The following is a 21,955-nucleotide window of genomic DNA, read 5'->3' on the forward strand; positions in this document are numbered from 1 at the left end:
TGGATTAGCTGCTCTTGATTATGTCGTGCGCAAGTGCACGCACTCGGTCTTCATCGGGAAAATGTTCGGCGATCCAGGCTGTTTCTATGGCCTTCAAGCTTTTGGCCACAATCGGTCCAGGCATCAGCCCCATCTCTATCAGATCGCCCCCGGTAATCGGGAATACGGGTTTTGACCAGTCTTTGAGCTTGGCAAGACTGGTGCCCAGCTCGTCATCCGCAGCAAAAAGCAGCATTATGTCTTGCGCAGCATCTACTCCATGATGGTAAGCAATAGCCTGGATGTCCGATAAAGCGGGTTTCAATGCCGTCAACCGATCAGCAACAGCGCGACGTAATTTTTTGGAACATCGAAGGCTAGTTACAATCTGCGCCGTCTTGTCAGGATCTTTGGGAAGCAAACCGACCAGACGGCGCATGGGATCGGGTGCGATATCGTGGGCTTCCTCGCGCAGGACCAGTGTGGCCAGCAAGGGACCAGCTTCGGGATCGATCTCCGCGACAATATTGGCAAAAACATCCGCTTCGATCATCTCCTGCACAGCATAGACAGGATCAGCAGCGCTCAACAGTTTTATAAGCTCGTCCGCCACACGTTCGCGCGATAGCTTGGACAATTCACGCGCGGCTTTTCGGCATGCGTCAAACGTCTCCTGATCGACATCATGTTGACCAAACCGCGCGAGAAAGCGAAAATAGCGCATGATCCGGAGATGGTCTTCAGCGATCCGTTGCTCGGCAGAACCGATAAAACGGATATGCCGATTTTCGAGATCGGTTAGCCCGCCAAAATAGTCATAAATTTCCAGTGTTTCGGGATCAGCAAACAGCGCATTAATGGTAAAGTCACGGCGTGCTGCATCTTCTTTCCAATCATCGCTAAATGCGACTGTGGCCCTACGCCCGTCGGTTGAAACGTCGCGGCGCAAAGTGGTAATTTCAACGGGGCCATCTTCGGTAACGGCCGTTACCGTGCCATGTTCAATGCCGGTGGGGACAGCCGAAATATTCGCATCTTTCAGCCGTGCCATAACCATATCGGGTTTTAATATAGTGGCGAGATCAATGTCCTTTGCCGGGATCGAAAGCAATGTATCCCGCACGGCACCGCCGACAAATCGTGTCGCACCGCGATGGCCGTCAAGGACAGCAATCAAGTCTTTAAGCGATTGTCGCTGATGCCAGGGTGCCTCAGGTAGCTTCATGAATACCAATCCAACCGCTTTGACAAGTTGACCAATATACCGGCCGTAATTCCCCATATCCGGCGATTTTGCCAGTTAATTTGGTAATATTGGCGGCGATCCCCGCGCCACTCCCCAACATGAGTATTCTGGTTCCGTGGATCGAGCACAAAGTCGAGCGGCGCTTCAAACCAATCATCCACTTCCTCTGGACTGGGAACCAGCGGCAAGTCCGGCGGGATCACGCCGATTATGGGCTGGATATTATATCCGCTACCCGAATGATAGCGGTCCGTTGGCCCGATAATATCGACGGCCGCAGGGTCGAGCTTCACCTCTTCTTCAGCTTCCCGCAAAGCGGCATGAACCGCATCTCTATCCTCTGGATCAATCTTGCCACCCGGAAAAGCAACTTGTCCGGGATGGTTTCGCATATGATGAGGACGCTGGACCAATATCACGCCTGGGTCGGGTCGATCGGTTATCGCGATTAAGACCGCGGCATTACGCAAACTGTTCAAGTCTTTGATAAAATCGCGCTCGTCAGACAAGGCATGATCGAGATTATTGGCATGACCACTGCGCAGCGCCTGCGAAAGCTTTGTTTTGAGATTGCCGGGATAGGTCATGTCGGGCGATCAATCGGAAAAAAGGTGCCATTGCTCCACAGGCCAAACGGGTCGAGATCATCGGCCAAAGCATATTCCGCCAACTCATAATATACCGGCCGGGCTAATATTGCTTCCAGTCCGCGGCGCACCTGCAGATATGGCTGAGGTGCCTCGACCTCTGCGGGGAAACGCAGCGGATGCTCCGCATCAGCAACTACCAGATGGTCGGTATTGAGCCGGAACGCGATATTTCGATCTCGCCCTTGCCCTTCACTCTCCATCTGAACAGCGATGAATGGCGCATCCTCCACTTCTATGCTGAGCTTTTGATACGGTGTGACCAAGGCAAAGCTGCCGTCTGCTTCACGTCGCAAGAGTGTTGAAAAGGCCCGCACCATGGCTGGTCGGCTGATCGGTGATCCCTGATGCAGCCAGCTGCCATTGGCATTGATCCGCATTTCACTATCACCGCTTTCCTCTGGCTGCCATTCTTCCACCGGCGGCAATTTCTGTTCTTCTGCCAATTTGGCAATTTCAGAAAGGGTTAGCGAGGCAAGTTCGGGAGGTGGTGCATAGGGCATATCAATATGGCCTATTGCGGCAAGCCGCTTTTGTAAACGGGTTCAGTTATTTGTGGGACGCGCCCATGGCCCCAACTTCCCCTTTTCGGGCAATATCGCGTCTTTCGATGCCCGTACCAGCAATCGTTCCGGCTCCCAAGGGCCGGGCAGCGACCAACCGCCAGTCCGTTCCGGGGAGAAGTCAAAGAAGCGGTCATAATAGGCGGGATCGCCGATCATGACGAGCGGCAGACTTTCATCCTGTTGCAGTTCTTTTAGCAAACCGGTCATCAGTGCCTGGCCAATGCCTTCTCCCTGACATTCGGGATGGACGGCCACTGGGCCCACCATGATCATTGGGTGCATTTTACCGGCATCGTCGGTCAGCGCGACGGGCCAGCATTGCAATGTACCGAGCAATTCGCTTTCCGCCATATTCACGGCGGCGACACTTAATCCCTCCAGCATCTCCATACCCTCGCGCACCTTATATGCCGTGCGTTCGCTGCGCTGTTTGCCAAAAGCCGCATCAAGCAAGTCTTCAACCAGCGCTGGGTCAATTTCGGCAAGAGGAATGATGGTGGTCAATTTGTTGGTTCCGATATTCGATATATTCGTAATTGGATCGTGCGCGTGTAACGGCATTGTTCAGTGCTGTCGAGCGCCAGAATAACGGACGGAAAACGCAGCCATATGCCTATGATTGCCAGATCGCAAAAGGCGGTCTAAAAGACTGACTTTATACAGGAGTTTGCTCGGTGGATAATCAAGAAAACGCGACCAATCCAGCTACTGAGGGCGCTGTCGCAACCAAGACGGGACGGCTGGCATCGCTGCGCAAAGATCCCAAGGGCTGGACCGTTCTTGCTCTGGCTGTCGCTGCAGTTATCGTATTTTTTGGTTCCGCTTTTGGTGCAGGCATAGGTCTCTGGGGTTGGCAGGCCGGTCTTTCCGCACTGCCCTGGACCGGTTTGGTTGCATTGATCGCTTTGATTGTTGCCATTGTCGGCATCCTATTGGATCGCCGTAAGGAGCGTAAGACACGTTGGCGGCTGCTGGGCTTGGGGACGATCGTTTCACTCGGCTTTATCGGCTATCTCGCAAGCTATGCGATGACCCTTGCATCGCTTCCCGCCATTCATGACATTACGACGGATCTTGCCGACCCGCCGGAATTTTCTGCCCTGACCCTGCGCGCCGACAATTGGGACAATATCCCCGGCGCCGATGATAGTGCGATGCGCGGTATGAACCCACGTCAGCGCTGGGCCACGCTGCATCAGGATGCTTATCCTGACATTCGTTCGGTGCGCATCAACCAGCCAGTGGCCGAAGTTATCGAAAAATCCAAACGTTTGGCAGAAGACCGCGGATGGGAAGTCGCCAATGTCGATCCCGCATCCGGTCATCTGGAAGCGACCGCCACGATTTCCCTGTTTCGCTTTAAGGATGATGTGGTCATTCGCGCTCGCGCTGCAGAAAACGGCCAAGCCAGCATTATCGATATGCGGTCGGTGTCACGGGTCGGCATTCATGACCTTGGTGCGAATGCAAAACGGGTGCGTCAATTCCTGAGTGATTTGTCAGGAACCACCACCACCGCCTCTTGAACAAAGCTATTTTGGCGGCGTGAGCTTCAGCAACCTGCCGCCTTCACCGTCTTCCAAGACCCATAGGGCACCTTCTGGTCCCTGTTCGACTTCGCGGATCCGTGTGTCCATGGCGTAACGTTCGGCTTCCTGTGCGGTTTCGCCGTCGAAAGATACGCGAATAATTGCTTCACTTGCCAATCCGCCGATAAAGGCACTGCCTTTCCATGCGGGGAAGAGATCATCGGAATAAAAGATCATACCGGATGGGGCGATGGTGGGAACCCAAGCCACTTTGGGTGCAGCAAATTCAGGGCGCGTATCATGGTTTGGAATTTTCTTGCCATCATAATGATCGCCTTCCGAAACGATCGGGTAGCCATAATTGGCTTTCGGCTGCACGAGATTGAGCTCGTCGCCATCTCTGGGGCCCATTTCCTGATTCCAAAGCCGGCCCTCGCTATCAAAGGCCATGCCAAGAATATTGCGGTGTCCGAGCGACCAAATTTCCGGCAGCACATTATCTTCACCGACAAATGGATTGTCGTCTGGAACGCTGCCATCGGGATATAAACGGATAATCTTGCCCAGATTGCCCATCATATCCTGTGATGGATCAAATTTCTGACGCTCTCCTGATCCAATGAACAGATATTTGCCATCCGGTGAAAACACCATCCGGTGGGAATAGTGGCCGCGGCCAGTGGTTTTGGGATTCTGCGTCCAGATGGTTGTAAGATTGGCAAGCGCTGGTGCTTCTGCTTCTACGCCGGGTTCGTTTGGAGCCAAAGAAAGATCGGCATGTGCCACAACGGCACCGCGCGTATTATCGTCACCCGCTTCAACCCAGCTCAAATAGATACGCCCACTGGTTGCAAAATCGGGAGACAGAATGACATCACCAAATCCGCCTTGCCCGCCATAGTCCACCTCTGGAACATTGAAAATCTCAGTTTTCTCACCCTTCTGGTCAACCAGAAACAGTTTCCCTTTCTTCTCGGTAACCAGCATTCGGCCATCGGGCAGGAAGGTCATAGCCCAAGGTTCATCGAAACTTGCAACTTCAGCCTTTTCAAAAGGTTTGCGATCAACCGGTGAGATATCAGTCGTGGCCTGATTTTCTGCTGTCGCACCCTGTGTGGCCTGTGCATCGTCGCCATTGCTGCAGGCGATAAGAACGACAGATAATCCGGTGGCAAGTGTAAGATTTCTCATTTTTGTTCCCATGATCATTTAATATGTTGTTCCAATAAGTTGCTGAACCAAGGCTTGCGCAAGAATATAACGGATTGCCGTAATAATTCATAGAATATTCGGGCTTGAAAACGATGTTCACGGCTTACTTACCATTTCTGGTTAAAGCGCAGGACTTATGTTCGCACGAAAATCAGATGCCGATGATCCGCGTCCGCCGTCTGCGGTGTCCAGCGGCGTGGGTGTTGCTGGCCTTATTGGATTATTTTCGTGGATATTGATCGCACGTCAATATGGCATGGATGGCCCTTACTCCGCGCTGGTTGCTTGCGCCGCTTGCGGCGGCCCCATGGTGATCTGGTCATTGCTGTATGAAAAAGTCCATTTGCGCGCTTCGACCGGTATTGACTGGAAAAATCCAAAGCCGCTCAAGCAGACTTTTGACGTCAGTGTGGCCAAAATTGCAGGGCTATGGGCAACGTGGGCGATAATCGCCTTAATCTACTGTGTCGGCCGCTGGTATTGGACCGGCCAATATCAATTCTCGATGAAGATGATGGAAATGGCAGCCCCTTTCCTGCTTGTCCTTTCTATTCCTTATGTAATCTGGATGGATCGGCGATTTGTCGAACCACGTGACGGCGCCTGGCACTTCGGACAATTCCTGATGGGTGCGCGCGGCGCATATGATGCTGAACAAATTTATCATCATTTGCGTGCCTGGGCGGTGAAGGGTTTTTTCCTCGCGTTCATGATCTCCATCGTGCCAGGCGGCTTTGGGGACATCGTCAGGCTCGATATTGCGCAGGTTATGCAAAACCCGGTTGCCATCGCTCATTGGCTGATCATTGCGATGTTTGTCGTTGATGTGCAATTTGCCACTGTCGGCTATCTGCTGACCATGAAGCCCCTTGATGCTCATATCCGCACCGCCAACCCCTATATGGCGGGATGGGTCGCCGCTTTAATCTGCTACCCGCCATTCATTCTTATGGATGGCCCGCTCAACTATCATGTCAACACAGCTGACTGGGCCTACTGGCTCGATGGACGTCCAACGATCTTAGCCATTTGGGGCGGTCTGTTGGTCGTTCTTACTGCCATTTACGCCTGGGCTACCGTTGCTTTCGGTTTGCGCTTCTCGAACCTCACGCACCGCGGTATCCTGACCCATGGGCCCTATCGGTTCACCAAACACCCTGCCTATGTCGCAAAGAATCTTTATTGGTGGCTGGCTACCATGCCGTTTCTAGTCACATCCGGAAGCTTTACCGACATGGTGCGTAACACGGTTATCATCGCTGCGGTCAGCGGCGTCTATTATTGGCGTGCGAAGACCGAGGAAAAGCACCTTTTGAGTGATCCTGCTTATAAAGAATATGCCGAATGGATGGATCGTAACGCGCCAATTCCGCGTGCAATCAATTGGGCGAAAGTAAAAATCGGCTGGTGGCCGTCAACCGGTAAAGCAGAGCCCGAAATACAGCCGGCCGAATAGTAACGCGATGGAGGCTTCCCAAAGCCGAAAGACGATCTTAAGCTGCCCCGATGACAGTCATAGGTACAGATGGAAAGCGTCGCTGTTTTGGCGGACAAGCGGGCAAAGAATTTTACGGCGTTTATCATGATGAGGAATGGGGCATTCCAGAACATGACGACCAGAAACTTTTCGAAAATCTGATATTGGAAGGCGCACAGGCAGGTCTGAGTTGGGAAACCGTGCTCAGGAAACGGGATGGCTATCGCCGCGCTTTTCATGGCTTTGATATCGCCCGTGTGGCCGCCATGTCTGATTCCGAGCTGGAAGCATTGCGAGAGGATGAGGGGATTATTCGCAACAAACTCAAAATCTACTCTGCGCGCAAAAATGCCTCGGTCTTTCTAGATATGCAGAGGGAATTTGGCAGTTTCGACAGCTGGCTATGGGCGCATGTAGATGGTGTGCCTGTTATCAATCGGCCCAAAGAACCGTCGGATATGCTCGCAACATCGCCGGTTAGCGATGCCATTTCAAAAGATCTCAAAAAGCGTGGAATGAGTTTCGTCGGTACCACGATTATTTATGCCTATATGCAGGCGGTTGGGATGGTGGATGACCATATGGCGGACTGCTGGCAGGCCTGATCGAAACGTCTACGCCCACCTGTCCAATCAGTATAGTTGGCAAGTTTCGCTGTTGCTGCGATAGGGCAGAAATGACATATCCCCAACCGACCAGAAATGCCGCTCTATCCCGGCTCTCAGATTTCGCTGCGAACATGGGACATAATTACGCACATAAGCGAAATTTTGACTATGGCGCGAACGCCAACGTCGCTGAGGATCTCTGGCGCGATAATGTCTCTCGGCTGTCGCCATTTATAAGGCACAAGCTGATCACAGAGCAGGAGCTAATCGCTGCAGCCATAGCGACCCATGGCGCGCAAGGTGCGGATAAATTCATCTCCGAAGTGCTTTGGCGCGGTTATTTTAAGGGCTGGTTGGAGCAACGACCGCAGGTCTGGACAGACTATGTCACCAACAGAGATGACAAGTTCGCGCAGCTAAAGACGCAGGGCGGTCTGCGGAAAATATATGAACAGGCGACTGAGGGGCGTACGGGTATTGATGCGTTTGACCACTGGGCAATGGAACTTGTTGAGACAGGCTATCTTCACAACCACGCCCGAATGTGGTTCGCGAGCATCTGGATATTCACTCTCAAACTGCCGTGGGAGCTCGGCGCAGATTTCTTTTTGCAGCATCTGATAGATGGCGATGCGGCATCCAACACTTTGTCATGGCGCTGGGTTGGCGGATTGCACACAAAGGGCAAAACCTATCTGGCAACCAAAGAGAATATTGCGCAATTTACTGATGGTCGCTTCAACCCCACAGGTCTCGCTGCAGAAGCGATACCGCTGGAAGAAGATGTAAGTTACAAACTACGTCCCCTGAAAATACCACCGGTTCCGCCTAATGCGGCAGCCTTCGCGCTGCTCGTTCATGACGAAGATTGTCATCCTGAAAGCCTGACCTTGCCCGGCAAACCAGCATTGCTCATTGGGTCAACAGGAGCAGATAGCAAAAGTCCCAATGGGGTTTCGGACAACGTCCGCACATTTGCAAATAGTGCTGTAGCCGACGCCTTGGCGCGTGGCGCCGAGCATTTTGGTTGCAAAGCGGTGATGTGGGAAAAAGGTGAAAAGCTTGGTTCGATTATGGCGAAGGCGGGTCTGGAACGGCTATTATCGCCATGGCTGCCGGTCGGCGCGCTGAAAGATGCGATTGGTGGGGAAATTGGCGGTAACAATGTACGGTGGGTGATGCGCGACTATGACGCCGCAATCTGGCCGTTGGCAACCAAAGGGTTCTTTCCGGTTAAGAAAAAAGCACCGGATGCCCTGCGGGCTTTGGGGATGGAATTATGACAAAAGAACGTTTTGAACGGCACAAACAGCCATGGAATAGCGAAGAAATTCAGAAGCTACATGCTTTTGCGAAAAAAGGCATGACGCTGAAGGCAATATCCAAAGCCCTCACCCGCAGCGAAGAATCGATCAAGAAACGCGCCAAGGCCGACAAGCTGAAAATCGCGAAAAAACGGTAGCGATTTCACTGTAAAGCTATGTAAAATAGGGAAAATAGTAAAATATTTACGATTGTTCGTTACCCCGCGCATCGTGGGGTTTAAACGATTATGAATATTGAAGCTGGAGAGCTGGGGCACTCCGACGAAGATTTGATATTGCGAGAGCAGTTGACGGAACACCGTAAGTCCGTTCGCATCACCGTGTTTGCCAATATCGTCAATGCACTCATATTGTCTTTTCTCTTCTTTGATCAGACACCTTTTGCGATGCATGTTCTTTGGTATTGCATGTTTGCCTATCTTTCGATCACACGCCTACATTTGGCTGAGCGTTCAAAGATCATGAATCTTTCTCGCCAAGACATGCTCAAGTTGAAAAAACGGATTACATTCAACGCGGCTGGCTATGCCCATATGTGGGGTGCCGGTGTGGCTTGCCTGTTGCCTGTTGCAACATCCAATCAGCTTATGCTGCTGGCGATTATTGGCGCAGGCAAGATGAGTACGGCCGTGGTTTCTTATCGGCACATTCCAGAAGCTTCGAGAGCCTGGACCTTGATTGTCTGCGTCGGCCTTACGGCTGGATTACTCTATCTGGGCGGCATTGAAAGTTATGCCGCAATCGCGCTACTCATAATGTTCGCGTCAGTTCTCTATGTGAATTGCGGAAATATTTTCGACAATTTTGCCAAACAACTGGTGACAGGCCAAGAAATTCAACGATCTGCAGAGACGGTCAAATTGCTCCTTAATGATTTTGAGGAGCAAGCATCGAACTGGCTATTTTCCATCGATCAAGATGGCCGGTTGGTTGACGTCTGCGATCGTTTTGCCGAAGTTTCCCAGCGCCCCCGTGAAACGATGAACGGGATGGAGCTTGTAACGCTCATTGAAAATGAAGAGCATCAGCGGCAATTGGCCGATCATATTGCAAATCGTCGTTCCTTTCGGGATCTCACCGTTTCTGTCGATGTCGGCGGTGAAGAAAAGTGGTGGACAATAAGCGCCCGCGCTGCCGAAGAATCTTCCGACTCTGATAATGTGGCCATTCGCGGTGTGATCGAGGATATCACCGCACAGAAAAATGCCGAAGCAAAGGTCAGTTACATGGCCCATTTTGACGGCCTGACGGATCTGCCGAACCGGCGCCTGTTTACCGAAACACTCAATCGCACGATCCATAGGACAACAGCGGATGATGACGTCTCCTTGATTTTTTTCGACCTCGACCATTTCAAGGCAATTAATGATACGTTGGGACACCCGATTGGCGACAAACTGCTTCAAATGATCTCACGTCGACTTGAAGGTCTTTCAAAACCCGGTGATCTTCTCGCTCGCATTGGGGGCGACGAGTTTGCGCTGCTACTAACCGGTGCAAGGTCAAAATGTGCACCTGATGTGGCCGAAGCGATCGTTGATCAAATTGGCAAACCGTTTTTGGTCGACGACCATAATGTGATTACGGGGGTCAGCGTAGGCGTAGCAACATGGACGTCCGAGATGAAGGACGCCAATCAGCTTTTAAAATATGCCGATCTAGCGCTCTATTCCGCAAAAGGTGCCGGCCGCAACCGTGTCGCCTGTTTTGAGGAAGGCATGGATGTCGCGGCACAAGCGCGGCGCAATCTGGAACTGGATTTGCGTGCATCCCTGGGCCGCGATGAAATGCGTTTGCATTACCAACCGCTCGTTGACCTGAAAACGCAAAAGAAAATCGGCTATGAAGCGCTCTTGCGCTGGGAACATCCTGAGCGCGGCGTTGTCATGCCGGATGACTTTATTTCTGTCGCTGAAGAAACCGGGATGATTGTCCAGTTGGGTGAATGGGTCATTCGCAAGGCGCTTGATGATGCAGCAACCTGGGATGACAAATTGACGGTAGCGATCAATTTGTCGCCGACCCAGATGCGCAGCGCAAGCCTTGTATCAACTATCGTCAGCGCTTTGGCACATTCCCGTGTAGACCCCAGCCGGTTGGAGCTGGAAATCACCGAGAGCATATTGATGCACGATAGCGAAGCGAATATCCGGACGCTGCATACGCTTCGCGACCTGGGCATCCGCATCTCGCTGGATGATTTTGGTACTGGCTATAGTTCGCTCAATTACTTGCGCAGTTTCCCGTTCGACAAAATCAAGATTGATCGCTGTTTTGTGAGCGAGATTGATACGCGCGAAGACTGCCGAGCGATTATACGTTCCGTGATCAATCTTGCCCAAAATCTCGGCATGACAACAACAGCAGAAGGCGTCGAACGCGAGGATCAGGTCGAAGAGCTGCGTATCGAAGGCTGCGACCAAGTACAGGGATTTCTATACGGAAAAGCGGAAGCTTTGAACGAATATACCGATTTGCGATCCAGTGATAAGCAGGCCCCGAACGTCGGCACAATTTATTTGCCGGCGGCGGAAGTTCCCATTACTCCGGGTCAGAAGCGGAAAAAGGCCTGATAAGATAGCTGAATATCCGGCTGGTCAATCATGATCTTGACGCAGCCGCTGGTTGGCAGCATGGCCATCTCATGCGATTTTTTTCTGACAATGCGGCATCCGTCCATCCCAAGGTGATGGCGGCACTGACCGAAGCCAATGACCAGGACACCGCTTATGACGGCGATGCTCTGAGCGCACAGCTAAGCGGCGCGTTTTCTGATCTTTTTGAGACGAACGTAGAAGCTATGTGGGTGGCAACCGGCACGGCGGCTAACTCACTGGCATTGGCAGCTTTATGTCAGCCACATCAGGGCGTAATCTGTCATGAAGAAGCGCATATTGAGCAGGATGAAGCTGGCGCGCCCGGCTTTTACACGGGTGGGGCTAAACTAATGCTGGCCAGTGGTGCAGGTGCCAAGCTTTCACCGGACACCATTGATACCATGTGTGCCGCCATTCGGGATGATGTGCACCAGGTGCAGCCCGCCGCCGTATCGATCACCAATGCATCGGAATATGGCCTCGTCTATCGACCAGAGGAAGTCACAGCCGTCGCGGACGTTTGCAAAAAACGCGGCTTGGGGTTGCATATGGATGGCGCGCGCTTCGCCAACGCCATTGCGACTCTGGATTGTCACCCGGCCGATGTCACTTGGAAGGCTGGCGTCGATGTGCTGAGCTTTGGTTTTGTCAAAAATGGCGGCATGGGCGCCGAAGCGTTAGTGTTCTTTGACAAGAATTTGTCATCGGAAACCCACTATCTCCGCAAACGTGCTGGCCATTTGCAATCCAAGGGGCGCTATCTTGCCGCGCAGATTTTGGCGATGCTGGACGGCGATCTGTGGCTCGACAATGCCCGTGCCGCCAATCAGGGCGCGCAGATCATCGCTGAGGCAGCGGGCGAGCGATTGCTTTATCCGGTCGAGGCGAACGAAATATTCATCACCCTATCCGCAAGCGAAGCGGAAACGCTTCGTCGGGCCGGGTTTGATTTTTACGACTGGGGAGAGGGGCAAGCACGGCTGGTGACCAGCTGGAACCAAAGTGCGGAAGATATTCGCCCGCTGGCAGAGGCTATCGGAGCCTTATGAACGCACAGCCCAGCGGCGAACCAAGTTTATTGGCGCCGCGCATATTACTCCCTTTTCTTTTGGTCTCGCTGATCTGGGGATCGACCTGGCTGGTCATCAAGGACCAGATTTCCGAGGTGCCGCCAAGCTGGTCCGTCAGCTATCGCTTCGTCATCGCATCACTGGCGATGTTCGCGCTAGTTGGTTTCAAACGATTACCCTTCCGCTTGGGCGCAAAGGGTCAGTTTTGGGCCATTTTGATCGGCGTCGCGCAATTTTCATTCAATTTCAATTTTGTCTATTATGCGGAACTATACATTACATCCGGTCTGGTTGCGGTTCTATTTGCGCTGCTGATGGTGCCCAATGCCTTATTGGGGCGGATCTTTCTGGGACAACAGATTAACGGCGCTTTCATGGCAGGATCCGCCATTGCAGCAGTCGGGATCGCGCTGCTCTTCTGGCATGAATATGAAAGCTCACCGGCCACGCTTGCGGATGTCTTATTGGGTGTGGCGCTGACGGTCGCTGGCATTTTGTCCGCCTCGATTGCCAATGTGATGCAAGCCTTGCCAAAGCTGAAAAGCTACCCGATTCTGACGCTACTGGCTTGGGCTATGTTCTGGGGCGCGGCGATCAATATATTGCTGTCATGGGTTACGGCGGGACCACCGGTTGTCGAAATGCGGGCGGCCTATTTTGGCGGTATCATCTATCTCGCCATTGTCGGTTCGGTCATCACCTTCCCGCTCTATTTTTCGCTTCTGCGCGAAATTGGTGCGGGTAAAGCGGCTTACTCCAGTGTGCTCGTGCCAATTGTTGCGATGATATTATCCACGCTTTTTGAAGGTTATGTCTGGACCGCATTGCCGGCGTCTGGAGCACTTTTGGCGATGGCGGGACTGCTAGTGGCATTGCGCTCACGCAAGCCCAAGGCAAAATGACTGCGGCTGTTGATACGGCAATTGATTCCAGATTGATTCAATCACCTGCCTTAGCTCGTCAACCTAGTTTAAATTTGCATCTGAGGTAACGCTCACGCAAGTGCCCTTGCCGCGCTCAGAGATGACTTCAATGCGCAGCTGGTTTTGTTTGGCTAGTTCATGGCATATCGCGAGACCCAATCCTTCGCCAATTGAATCGCTACTTTTTTGATAGGCGGATTGAAACCGGATAATCTCCTCGTCCGACATTCCTGGACCACTGTCCAACACCATGATCGAAAAACCGTCCGTGCGTCTCCTTGCTCCCACTAACACCTTCCCGGTCACGGTATATTTAATGGCGTTAGAAACAAGATTGCTGACCATCCGCATCAAGACGAGCGGAGGAACCGAAGTTTCGACACTGCTGTCTACGATATGTAGCTGGAGTCCCTTCGATATTGCTTCTTCGTTGAACATTTGACTGACGGTCTGGAATATCATCGAAAGGGGATAAGCCTCGCCTGAATATTCTGGTTCATGGGTCGCCGGCACAGCTGGATCTGGCCGACTTTCAACCAGATAATCACCTGAAAGGGATTCCAGATAATCAAGAGCCTCGCGAAAACTCTTCTCCGTATCATCACCCATATTGGCTGACGCAGCATCCAGACTCATACGCAGGCTGCTGAGCGGCTGTCTTATGTCGTGGGATGCGCTAGCAAGCTGGCGCTGGCGCAGTGCAGCTTGATCGCGCGCACGGGAATAGTTTTTCTCCGCCTCCAATAGGCGCTGACTTTTTTCAGCATCTTCTTTGAGAATACGAATTTTTTCCTCTTGTGCCCGATCATGCTCCCTGCGCAGAGAAAAAATGCCATAAGTCAGCCCCAGCATGACCAATGTTCCGATCACAATGAATGTCGTTTTGGCAAAATTGCGCAGGACGATCTGGTTTTCCAGGTAACCGCTGAACATCAATGTGGCATAGATCAGAAACGCGATAAAAATGATGATCAGTCCAGCCCACATCTCATACAGTCTGCGATTAGCGGATTTCTCCCACCAATAGAGCGGCAGGAAATGCGTCAGGCACATGATACCCGTCCATACAAGCTGGATCTTGTAACTCGTCACACGCGGTAGAAACGGTATCAACGCGAGAGTCACGATTGGCAGCAATGCCAGCCATTGGACATGCTTGGACCAGGGGTGACGTCCTTTGCGAGTGACCATTGAAGAACCGGCCACGTAAAAGCCGAACATGATACAGGCATAGCTGATGAGGAAGCCAATATAGGGATTCCACTCCGGGTGGTTCGGATATAAAAACCGCAAAGGGATATTGTCATCAAAAGACAATGCGGTGAGCAACAGGCAGAAAAGCAAAGCATATCGAACGCCAACCGAGCTTTTCAATGAGATATTGGTACCCAGCATCACGATTAGTCCAAATATGGCCAATGTGTAGAACGCCGCGTTGAGTGCAGCGGTACGCAGCTCATGTTCAACGAGATCAGCTTCGTCCCTGATCGCAAGGCTTGGCGCAGCAGCCATCAGTTTGGATGTACGGACCATGAGGATAGCTGATTCTCCTGGCCGCAATATCAGCGGTTTTGACTTGAGCTGGGTACCGCTCAAGATCGCTGGATCATAAGGCTCAGCGGAAGAAAAAGACAGCAATCGGTCGACATCACCGGATTGCCGGACCAGCAGGATATCGGAATCACGCACCGCAAACGCATCAAAAGTAACAATCCACTGATCTGCCAGACGTCCATCCGCCTTCAAGATGTTTTTTACAGCAACAGCAGTCCAGAGATCGGAATAAGGTTTAAACTCGTCTTCGGATACCGGCACCTCGGTTTCAAACTCTCCTGCCTCATATTCCGAAACCATTGCAGAAAGCGGACGATCTTCGCCGAGACTATAGGTCATGTTGGCACTCAGATCGGTTTGATTTTCGCCTGATGTCAATGGAAGAACGGGCGCGGCCACAGCCGACGGCATGGTCAAAACGGCGGTTATCATCATGATAGCCATGATCCCCAAAAGGCGAAATGCCATCGCGCGAGATTGATTGATCAGGCTAAGAAATGTCATAGGTTACAATCATTTGTGCTATGTTGTAGAACAGGAAAATGCCCCAAGGCAAGCAGAGCAAAAGTTTGAAATGAGCCACTTTACCGCCGTTATTGCCGATGATCACGCGATCGTCCGTTCGGGATTGAAAGCCGCTCTGGAAAACGAGCGGCTGGTTGACGGACACCAGATCGAGGTGGTGGCCGAAGCCGGCAATGGTCTGGATGCCATCGCCGCAGTCAAACAGCATCGACCTGATATGCTTGTTCTCGATGTGTCGATGCCCATTGCGGGCGGTGTTGAGGTGCTTGTCGAAACGCGTCGATGGTCGCCCGATACAAGGATCGCCGTGTTTACCGGTATATCTGCAATGGGGAAAGTCAGCGAACTCATTGAGGCCGGCGTCGATGGTTTGTTTTCCAAAGCCGAGGATAATCAGGGCCTTTATCAACATGTCCCAATGATCCTTCAGGGCGGTCGATATATCTCGCCTTTTTTTACCAGCATCATGGATAATGCGCCCCAGCAGAATGCCTTGACGGACCGCGAGCGACAGATTCTGAACCTGATTGTCGCGGGGCAATCCAACAAGGAAATTTCGGGGCATCTCGGGATCAGCGCCAAAACGGTGGATCGTCATCGCACCAATTTGATGCAAAAGCTTGATGTGCATTCGGTTGCCCAGCTGATTGCCTATTCCTTGCGCGAAGGGTTGATTGACCCGGCGGCGGAAATCTAACCCTGCCCATATTCCACTGTTTAAAAAAATCCTCGGCATGACTGGCAAGTAGCCTCCGATGCCGGGATTTTAAAATGGGGGATTCACCTCATTCAGCATCACATCCTTCCTTGCTACCTAATTGATCAAGGAGGGAAACCGACTGGGTTTCTGATGAGAAGGAATTGATTATGAACAGGGGTAAAAAATTCAGCTCGAAAATTTCTGGCGCGCTGCTGGCGCTGGCCGTCACCGGTGCGGTTGTCGCACCGTTACCGAGCTACACAGCACAGGCGCAGATTCCCGGACTACTGCCAAAGGCAGATCAGGTAGCCGTAACCCAACCTATGGCCATAGATGGCGTTTGGCAAATTCGCGAACTGGGCAAGCATATCATTGTTGAAGCAGGACGTGCTTACGCGCTTGAAAGCTGGATTCACGCATTTGTCTTTGAAATTCAGCCTGACATGGTCGTGTTGCGCAATTTCAAACAGCAAGCACCCAATGCCTATGTGGCGGACGACCTGCCGCTGATGGCGAAGGCCAATATGGTGGTTCAGGAAGACGGTTCGATCACAGCGACTGTCGCGTCGCTTGTGCCGGTGACCTATCATCTGGATCCGGTCGAACTCTTCTATCCCCAGCATTTCCTTGCGGCGATACAGGAAAGCCGGGTGCCCGCCCAATATCGGAATGCCCCTGGACCGCAACCACATGCGCTGGGGCCACCACAACCAGGCGCTATCGGGCAGCCTGTAATTGAAGCTCAACCAGCCTTGGAACCGGGCGTCACAGAACCTTTCGTGGAGCGGTGTGGCAATTGTGGTCTCTTACCACCGGGCGTAGCCGGGCAGGCCGAATTGGCCACCAGCAGCAATGACAGCGCCGATGAAGGTGGACTGTCCGACGAGGCCAAGTTGGGTATTGGCACGGTCGTGGCCGGCGGTATCGCCTATAAGGCAAGCGGATCGATCGGTAAGACCGCCAAAACGGTCGGCTCGGCCGGAAGGGTTTCTCGCGGTGGTGCAGCTGCAACGAAACTGACCGAAGGACGCCTTAGAGGCGAGATTTTGAAGAAGGCCGGTCCCAAGGGAACCGGGCAGCTTATCGGGAAAGGCACAGCCGCTCAGGCAGCCCGCGGAATTGGCGGAGCGACCAACGAAGCGCAGTTGATGCAGCGGATTAACAAGGCTGGCGATATTTCCAAACTGAACAAAGCCGGTCGTGCGGCTCAGGTAGCGCGCGGTGCGGGCGGAATAAAAGCCGCGTCAACTGCTGCCGACGCTGCCAAGCTTGCCAGAATGGCCAAAGCCGGCGCGACCGCCGGAAAGGTAGGCAAGGCCGGCCGTGCAGCGCTAGCAGGCACTGGCGTAGGTGCGGCCGTAGTTGTGGCTGAAATCGCCGCGACCGAAGGCATTGAAGCCGTCACCGGAGCCGATATTCAGGATCCGGTCTCCACCACGTTCCAATATGGATCCGCAATTTTCGACAAGGATGTAACCTTGGGTGACGTCGCAAAGGCACGTGCAGCACATCACCGGGAGAATTTCCGCAAAATTGGTGAAACATTCACCACAAAGGGAAAGATGAAGGAGAATCTGCGAGCCTATGGCGACAAAAATCGCGCGAAAATCGAAAATGCCACCGGCATGGACCTGCAGAGTGGCAGGGAACGACGCGCAGCTTATGGAGCAGCCCTGACCAGCGACAAGCCCGTCGCGGCAACCGCAAAAGTGATGGGCGACCGGGCCAAGCACCATTTGGAGAATACCGGCAAGGTCACGAAAAAAATCGGCTGCGGCCTAGGGAATATTTTCCGCAAAAAGGAAAATGACAAAGAGTGCTGACCTGATTGACATCGGAAGCGACCCACGATCTCGACAGGTCAATACGAGGAGGAGCGGTAACCGCTCCTCCTTTTTTGTCGCAGTTCCAAAACAGAGTTTAGATTTTCCCTACCAACGCTATTGCGCCTCGGCCAATACCTCCCGGTAAATATCCGCCTTTTCGTCGATCGCGAGCCGCTCTGCCTTTTCCAGTTTGATTGGTACAGCCAACGGCTTGCCGGTATCATCATCAAACAGCGGCGATTTTTTGAGTTCCGGATTGAACCGCGCCTTGATCGTGCGGACGAGAAGATTCCATAGCATGCCCGGCATATTGGCGGTTTTGACCTTGCCGGGATCGCCCGCGCCAGAGGCAATAGCGACATGTTCGACCGACTGCCCCAGCAGCGCATCGGTTTTGCCGCGATCAAAGCCAGACAGGATCAGCGACAGAAAGACAAAGCGTGTCGAACTCAGCGTGTTGGCAATCGGCGTTTTGCAGGTCGCGCAATACCAGCGCAGCAGCGGCCCACCGGTCACGGTGACACAGGCGAGCTGGTCCCGTCCCTTGGCAATTTCAAATTTCGACGAATCCATATGATAGACGTGGGTGCCGGCATGGTCGTCAAGCATCAGCTTTTCCTGACTCAGATAATGGGCAAAGGCCTGGCAGTCGTTGCAGTGGCAGACCAGCCGCCGACCGGTGGGCGGCGCGGATTCATGGACGGTGGCCTGAATGGCACCGCATTGGCATTGAAAATCAAGGCTTTGAGGGGGATTGGCAGTGGGGGTCATAAGTCATCCTGATTTAGGGACTCGCTATGTAATACATATATAGGCCCAGATATAGAGGCCCGTTTGAACGACAGATGATGCCAGCGCGCCGGGATTGTGCGTCGGAATGGGATCCGCCCGTGGTGCTTACGGCTGTGCCCCTGCGCAGGCAGGGGCCCATCTCCTATCATTACGGCCCTAAGTGGGTGTGAGGGATGCGTTGCGCTTTAGCCATCGTGTGCCTCTTATCGCTCGCATAGTTACGGGAATATGGGAGATGGGCCCCTGCCTGCGCAGGGGCACGGGCGCTTACAGATGTTTCAGCCCGGCGCTCTCAATCACCTGGCTGCTAATATATTCGGATGCCATTTCGGCCAGCTCGCGGCCCAAATGCCAGTCGAGTATTTGCATATCAGGGATGATCGGCGGATTAACCAGTATGTCCTCGTCGCCCAGCATTTCCTTGGACGCCATCCGGCTTGCAACCACCATAGAGCGTGACATGATTTCGACAATCGAGGGAAACTCCGCCTCGCGTTTTTTGCGCAGCAACACGTCTTTCATCAAAGTCCAGCGGCCGCGAATATCCTCATATTCCACTTCGGTCCGCCAGATCTCGTCAGGGTCGCCCAGTGATACCACGATATTAGGCCCGGTTTTCAGGCCATGCATGACCTTGACCGGTACATTGTCGAGTACCCCGCCATCGACGAGGATATTGCCATCGCTATCGATAAAGGGCGGCAATATGGTCGGCAATGACCCCGATGCGCGGACGCATTCCCACAAGGGGCCACGCCGGTGGATGTGCAGGCCGTTGGTCGACAGGTTGGTCGAAACGCCAAAGAAATTAATCGGCTGATCGGCAATATCCTTGGTCCCGTAGCGCTCACGCAACTCAGCATCGAACACGGTCGGGTCGAGCAGCGAATAGAGCGGCAGGGTCAGCCGCCGCATCGCCTTTGCCTTGATGAACATCGCTTCCATCTGGTCGAGCGTTTCTTCCACCGACATGCCGCGGGCAATTGCGCCGCCCATCGCCGCGCCAGCGCTGGCGCCGCCAATAAAGTCGATCGGAATATCGGCCTGTCTCAGCGCCTGCACGACGCCGAGATGCGCGCAGCCAAGCGCGCCACCGCCGGCAAGCACCAGGCCGATCGCACGACCAGTCAGGAATCGCGCGACCTTGGCGAAATCGGCATCGCTGTCATTTGCCATATGATGATGCAGTTTCGGTTCGCGGGGATCAATAAAGGCAGCAGTGCCGGCAATCGGATGGCCTTGTGTTTTTCTAACGACCAATAAAGTCCGTTGCTGGGGTGCAATCCAGCGCATCGCTGACTGCTCTGACTCATTTGGTACAGGATCGATTGCACCGGGTTGCCCCGTCAGATTAGCTACCATCACCAGCGCATCGGCGTTACGACAGACTTGCTCGCTCCATTCGCTCGACCCACTGCCATCGATCAGGACATAGGCGCCCATGGCTTCCTGCTCCGCGAGCCAAGCCTGATAGGCCGCGCCATCAGACGCCTCGCTGGTGCCCTGATCCACCGCGATGATCGGGGTGTCGTCTTTCACCACCGCTTCAAACGCCGCCGCGAGCCGTGACAGCAAACCATCGGGCAGCTGGCTGGTACCGGCAGGCAGCAAGGCAATGACGCGCGGCGTCCCGGTCGATACCGAAGCGGTGCGCGCCGTGGCGACAACGAGCCGTTCAGAGACCAGTTTCAGCATCGCTTGAGTCAGCTCCGGATGGTCGTGGGCAATTTCGTCAAACGCCTTGCGCGATACTTCCAGCACAACGGAATCACGCGTCGCAATCACATCGGCGGTGCGCTTGCCACCGGCAAAAAAGGCCAGCTCACCGACCGCCTCGCCCGCTTCGATATGGGCGACAATATGGACCTTATTGACCACCACGCGAAACCGGCCGGACTCGACAAAATAGAGCGCATCGGCATCATCGCCCTGCATCACGAGATTTTCGCCGCCGGACACGGGTTTCAGGGTGGAAACCGATTCCAGCGCATCAAGCGCTGCCTCCGACACGCCGTCAAACAGCGCGTGGCGGGCCAAATTTGGGCCGGAAACCGGTGTTTCAGTCATGTCGTCCCCTAGGCGCGACCCTATTCAGACTATTATCTGCCCTTCTGCGTTGATAAGCAACGCTTTTTCAAATTCAGACCAGTGTACAGATCAACCCAGAGCGCAGATCAACCCTCGGTTCGGGGCGACCTTGTTGGCCAGCATTTCGAGATAGGCGCTTTGCAAAGCGTCCTGTCCGGAGAGATGCTCGACCGATAGATGATTGGCTACGTTGGCGACAAAGGCGGCAAATTGCTCATCCACCATCGCGCGAAACGTGGCCGGACCCACTTCCTTCATCAGCGATTCTGCCACCGTAGGTGCAAAAAACATCACAGGCTCGGGGCCCTTCAGCTCGCCCCTACCGGTCCGCTCTTCAAAATGCGTCGCGCCGACCATGGAGCTGAACTTCAGATTGGTATCCCAATGGCTGTGGATTGCAGAGAGCAGTGCGCTGTTGCCAGCAAAGTCAACCGAGACGATGGCTTGCGATGCATCAACGCTCGACAGATCATCATAGGTCAGCACTTCGTCATAGAGGCCTGTTTCCTCGACAAACGCCTTGTTGCCCGCCGATGTCAGGCCGATGCGTTTGATATCGGAGCTTAGATTCTTGGCGACCATCGCTAGGCCGAGCGCGGTTTTCGACGACGCGCTGGTGAGGAGCACGGCTTCGGCGCCAAACCATTCGGCCTTGCGCATCATATCCTCGATCAGGAAGCTGGTAGTGAACAGCGGCTGATACAGAGCGCGCTCCTCTTCCATCTGCCCTGCATCCATGCCGAGACGGTGATATTGATTATAGATGATCGCCAGACCCTGACGATGCTCGGAATGATCGACAAAGCCGGCATCGGTCACATTGCCGGGCGCGACGACAAGATGGCTGGCCATCGGCAGATAGCCGTAAACCCGCTCGCCCACCGCAATGCCATCCTGTTTCGATGCGACCACTTTGGCAAAACCCCAGACCGGCACAATGCCCCAGTCCGCATCACCGGTGGGGAAGAAATTCCAGTAACCAAAGCCGTCACCGACCGCAGCATAGGTGATGTTATTGGCGGTCAGCGCATATTTCTCGATCTCCAGCAATATCTGACCATCCGCCAGCTCTGTAGCGGGTGTGGCGCGCCATTCGCTTTGCGGGAGGTCGGCCTTTTTCACCCAAAGGCTGCTTGTCTGGTCACTCATTTGCGCTGCTCCATCTGTCAAAGAATCATGATATTGGTTTTGATTTTCTAACTTTATCATAGGCTTTCACGCGCGATTGGCAAAAGCATTTGCCAAAAACGGCGGGACTGCTAATCCTGTTGCGATTGTAATTAAATTACAG

The 21,955-nt window shown here is 53.4% G+C and carries 19 protein-coding genes; 10 read left to right on the forward strand and 9 right to left on the reverse strand.

Features of this window, described 5'->3' with window-relative positions; translation table 11 throughout:
• Positions 1 to 4 precede the first annotated feature (4 nt).
• From BS29_RS15050 to BS29_RS15065, 4 genes are read right to left on the reverse strand one after another with little or no spacing between them, the layout of a single operon-like run.
• Positions 5 to 1,261 carry a CCA tRNA nucleotidyltransferase gene (locus tag BS29_RS15050; protein WP_229954455.1) on the reverse strand — a complete coding sequence of 419 codons (1,257 nt, stop codon included), beginning with the start codon at positions 1,259 to 1,261 and terminating at the stop codon, positions 5 to 7.
• Entirely contained in the window at positions 1,201 to 1,812 is a 612-nt protein-coding gene (locus tag BS29_RS15055; RefSeq protein WP_229954456.1) for a CoA pyrophosphatase, read from the reverse strand. The genes BS29_RS15050 and BS29_RS15055 overlap by 61 nt, the downstream gene beginning before the upstream one ends.
• Positions 1,809 to 2,375 (reverse strand): DUF1285 domain-containing protein, encoded by a 567-nt coding sequence (locus tag BS29_RS15060; RefSeq protein WP_229954457.1) that lies wholly within the window; start codon positions 2,373 to 2,375, stop codon positions 1,809 to 1,811. The genes BS29_RS15055 and BS29_RS15060 overlap by 4 nt, the downstream gene beginning before the upstream one ends.
• Before the next feature lie 42 nt (positions 2,376 to 2,417).
• Positions 2,418 to 2,999: a GNAT family N-acetyltransferase gene (locus tag BS29_RS15065; protein WP_229954458.1), complete on the reverse strand. Its 582-nt coding sequence runs from the start codon at positions 2,997 to 2,999 to the stop codon at positions 2,418 to 2,420.
• A gap of 113 nt (positions 3,000 to 3,112) precedes the next feature.
• Here BS29_RS15065 and BS29_RS15070 point away from each other — a divergent pair, with 113 nt between their 5' ends.
• The gene (locus BS29_RS15070) at positions 3,113 to 3,964 is read left to right on the forward strand and encodes a DUF1499 domain-containing protein (protein WP_229954459.1); all 852 of its coding nucleotides are present in this window, start codon (positions 3,113 to 3,115) and stop codon (positions 3,962 to 3,964) included.
• Positions 3,965 to 3,970: 6 nt separating this feature from the next.
• Here BS29_RS15070 and BS29_RS15075 read toward each other — a convergent pair whose 3' ends face one another.
• On the reverse strand, positions 3,971 to 5,158 hold the full coding sequence (locus BS29_RS15075) for a PQQ-dependent sugar dehydrogenase (protein WP_229954460.1): 1,188 nt from the start codon (positions 5,156 to 5,158) through the stop codon (positions 3,971 to 3,973).
• A gap of 157 nt (positions 5,159 to 5,315) precedes the next feature.
• Between BS29_RS15075 and BS29_RS15080 the strand changes: the two genes are divergently transcribed.
• From BS29_RS15080 to BS29_RS15110, 7 genes are all read left to right on the forward strand, one after another.
• Positions 5,316 to 6,635, forward strand: a complete 1,320-nt coding sequence (locus tag BS29_RS15080; RefSeq protein ID WP_229954461.1) for a methyltransferase family protein — start codon at positions 5,316 to 5,318, stop codon at positions 6,633 to 6,635.
• 50 nt (positions 6,636 to 6,685) lie between these two features.
• Positions 6,686 to 7,261: a DNA-3-methyladenine glycosylase I gene (locus tag BS29_RS15085; protein ID WP_229954462.1), complete on the forward strand. Its 576-nt coding sequence runs from the start codon at positions 6,686 to 6,688 to the stop codon at positions 7,259 to 7,261.
• A 71-nt stretch (positions 7,262 to 7,332) separates the two neighbouring features.
• The gene (locus BS29_RS15090; RefSeq protein ID WP_229954463.1) at positions 7,333 to 8,547 is read left to right on the forward strand and encodes an FAD-binding domain-containing protein; all 1,215 of its coding nucleotides are present in this window, start codon (positions 7,333 to 7,335) and stop codon (positions 8,545 to 8,547) included.
• Positions 8,544 to 8,726 carry a hypothetical protein gene (locus tag BS29_RS15095; RefSeq protein ID WP_229954464.1) on the forward strand — a complete coding sequence of 61 codons (183 nt, stop codon included), beginning with the start codon at positions 8,544 to 8,546 and terminating at the stop codon, positions 8,724 to 8,726. Before BS29_RS15090 ends, BS29_RS15095 begins: the two co-directional genes overlap by 4 nt.
• A gap of 90 nt (positions 8,727 to 8,816) precedes the next feature.
• Entirely contained in the window at positions 8,817 to 11,162 is a 2,346-nt protein-coding gene (locus BS29_RS15100) for a putative bifunctional diguanylate cyclase/phosphodiesterase (RefSeq protein ID WP_229954465.1), read from the forward strand.
• Positions 11,163 to 11,233: 71 nt separating this feature from the next.
• Positions 11,234 to 12,235, forward strand: a complete 1,002-nt coding sequence (locus tag BS29_RS15105; protein ID WP_229954466.1) for a threonine aldolase family protein — start codon at positions 11,234 to 11,236, stop codon at positions 12,233 to 12,235.
• Positions 12,232 to 13,158, forward strand: a complete 927-nt coding sequence (locus BS29_RS15110; RefSeq protein WP_229954467.1) for a DMT family transporter — start codon at positions 12,232 to 12,234, stop codon at positions 13,156 to 13,158. Before BS29_RS15105 ends, BS29_RS15110 begins: the two co-directional genes overlap by 4 nt.
• Positions 13,159 to 13,221: 63 nt before the next feature.
• On the opposite strand, the gene BS29_RS15115 is transcribed toward BS29_RS15110, so the two are convergent.
• Positions 13,222 to 15,237 (reverse strand): sensor histidine kinase, encoded by a 2,016-nt coding sequence (locus tag BS29_RS15115; RefSeq protein ID WP_229954468.1) that lies wholly within the window; start codon positions 15,235 to 15,237, stop codon positions 13,222 to 13,224.
• Positions 15,238 to 15,307: 70 nt separating this feature from the next.
• Here BS29_RS15115 and BS29_RS15120 point away from each other — a divergent pair, with 70 nt between their 5' ends.
• Both BS29_RS15120 and BS29_RS15125 read left to right on the forward strand, forming a co-directional pair.
• Positions 15,308 to 15,955: a LuxR C-terminal-related transcriptional regulator gene (locus tag BS29_RS15120; RefSeq protein ID WP_229954469.1), complete on the forward strand. Its 648-nt coding sequence runs from the start codon at positions 15,308 to 15,310 to the stop codon at positions 15,953 to 15,955.
• Positions 15,956 to 16,125: 170 nt separating this feature from the next.
• Positions 16,126 to 17,781 (forward strand): hypothetical protein, encoded by a 1,656-nt coding sequence (locus tag BS29_RS15125; RefSeq protein ID WP_229954470.1) that lies wholly within the window; start codon positions 16,126 to 16,128, stop codon positions 17,779 to 17,781.
• Positions 17,782 to 17,898: 117 nt separating this feature from the next.
• On the opposite strand, the gene BS29_RS15130 is transcribed toward BS29_RS15125, so the two are convergent.
• From BS29_RS15130 to BS29_RS15140, 3 genes are all read right to left on the reverse strand, one after another.
• A complete protein-coding gene (locus BS29_RS15130; protein WP_229954471.1) occupies positions 17,899 to 18,555 on the reverse strand; it encodes a DUF6151 family protein in 657 nt (218 codons plus the stop codon).
• Between the two features lie 288 nt (positions 18,556 to 18,843).
• Entirely contained in the window at positions 18,844 to 20,643 is a 1,800-nt protein-coding gene (locus tag BS29_RS15135) for a patatin-like phospholipase family protein (RefSeq protein WP_229954472.1), read from the reverse strand.
• 90 nt (positions 20,644 to 20,733) lie between these two features.
• Complete coding sequence (locus tag BS29_RS15140; RefSeq protein ID WP_229954473.1) at positions 20,734 to 21,813, reverse strand: DUF2855 family protein; 1,080 nt, start codon at positions 21,811 to 21,813, stop codon at positions 20,734 to 20,736.
• Positions 21,814 to 21,955 lie beyond the last annotated feature (142 nt).

Source organism: Parasphingorhabdus litoris DSM 22379 (assembly GCF_020906275.1).
In the GTDB taxonomy this organism is placed as follows: domain Bacteria; phylum Pseudomonadota; class Alphaproteobacteria; order Sphingomonadales; family Sphingomonadaceae; genus Parasphingorhabdus; species Parasphingorhabdus litoris.

What these genes read in the sequence shown, in the direction of transcription:
- BS29_RS15050 (WP_229954455.1), bottom strand. Translation starts at nt 1,261, where the DNA reads ATGGGGAATTACGGCCGGTATATTGGTCAACTTGTCAAAGCGGTTGGA.
- BS29_RS15055 (WP_229954456.1), bottom strand. Translation starts at nt 1,812, where the DNA reads ATGACCTATCCCGGCAATCTCAAAACAAAGCTTTCGCAGGCGCTGCGC.
- BS29_RS15060 (WP_229954457.1), bottom strand. Translation starts at nt 2,375, where the DNA reads ATGCCCTATGCACCACCTCCCGAACTTGCCTCGCTAACCCTTTCTGAA.
- BS29_RS15065 (WP_229954458.1), bottom strand. Translation starts at nt 2,999, where the DNA reads ATGCCGTTACACGCGCACGATCCAATTACGAATATATCGAATATCGGA.
- BS29_RS15075 (WP_229954460.1), bottom strand. Translation starts at nt 5,158, where the DNA reads ATGAGAAATCTTACACTTGCCACCGGATTATCTGTCGTTCTTATCGCC.
- BS29_RS15080 (WP_229954461.1), top strand. Translation starts at nt 5,316, where the DNA reads ATGTTCGCACGAAAATCAGATGCCGATGATCCGCGTCCGCCGTCTGCG.
- BS29_RS15085 (WP_229954462.1), top strand. Translation starts at nt 6,686, where the DNA reads ATGACAGTCATAGGTACAGATGGAAAGCGTCGCTGTTTTGGCGGACAA.
- BS29_RS15090 (WP_229954463.1), top strand. Translation starts at nt 7,333, where the DNA reads ATGACATATCCCCAACCGACCAGAAATGCCGCTCTATCCCGGCTCTCA.
- BS29_RS15095 (WP_229954464.1), top strand. Translation starts at nt 8,544, where the DNA reads ATGACAAAAGAACGTTTTGAACGGCACAAACAGCCATGGAATAGCGAA.
- BS29_RS15100 (WP_229954465.1), top strand. Translation starts at nt 8,817, where the DNA reads ATGAATATTGAAGCTGGAGAGCTGGGGCACTCCGACGAAGATTTGATA.
- BS29_RS15105 (WP_229954466.1), top strand. Translation starts at nt 11,234, where the DNA reads ATGCGATTTTTTTCTGACAATGCGGCATCCGTCCATCCCAAGGTGATG.
- BS29_RS15110 (WP_229954467.1), top strand. Translation starts at nt 12,232, where the DNA reads ATGAACGCACAGCCCAGCGGCGAACCAAGTTTATTGGCGCCGCGCATA.
- BS29_RS15115 (WP_229954468.1), bottom strand. Translation starts at nt 15,237, where the DNA reads ATGACATTTCTTAGCCTGATCAATCAATCTCGCGCGATGGCATTTCGC.
- BS29_RS15120 (WP_229954469.1), top strand. Translation starts at nt 15,308, where the DNA reads ATGAGCCACTTTACCGCCGTTATTGCCGATGATCACGCGATCGTCCGT.
- BS29_RS15125 (WP_229954470.1), top strand. Translation starts at nt 16,126, where the DNA reads ATGAACAGGGGTAAAAAATTCAGCTCGAAAATTTCTGGCGCGCTGCTG.
- BS29_RS15130 (WP_229954471.1), bottom strand. Translation starts at nt 18,555, where the DNA reads ATGACCCCCACTGCCAATCCCCCTCAAAGCCTTGATTTTCAATGCCAA.
- BS29_RS15135 (WP_229954472.1), bottom strand. Translation starts at nt 20,643, where the DNA reads ATGACTGAAACACCGGTTTCCGGCCCAAATTTGGCCCGCCACGCGCTG.
- BS29_RS15140 (WP_229954473.1), bottom strand. Translation starts at nt 21,813, where the DNA reads ATGAGTGACCAGACAAGCAGCCTTTGGGTGAAAAAGGCCGACCTCCCG.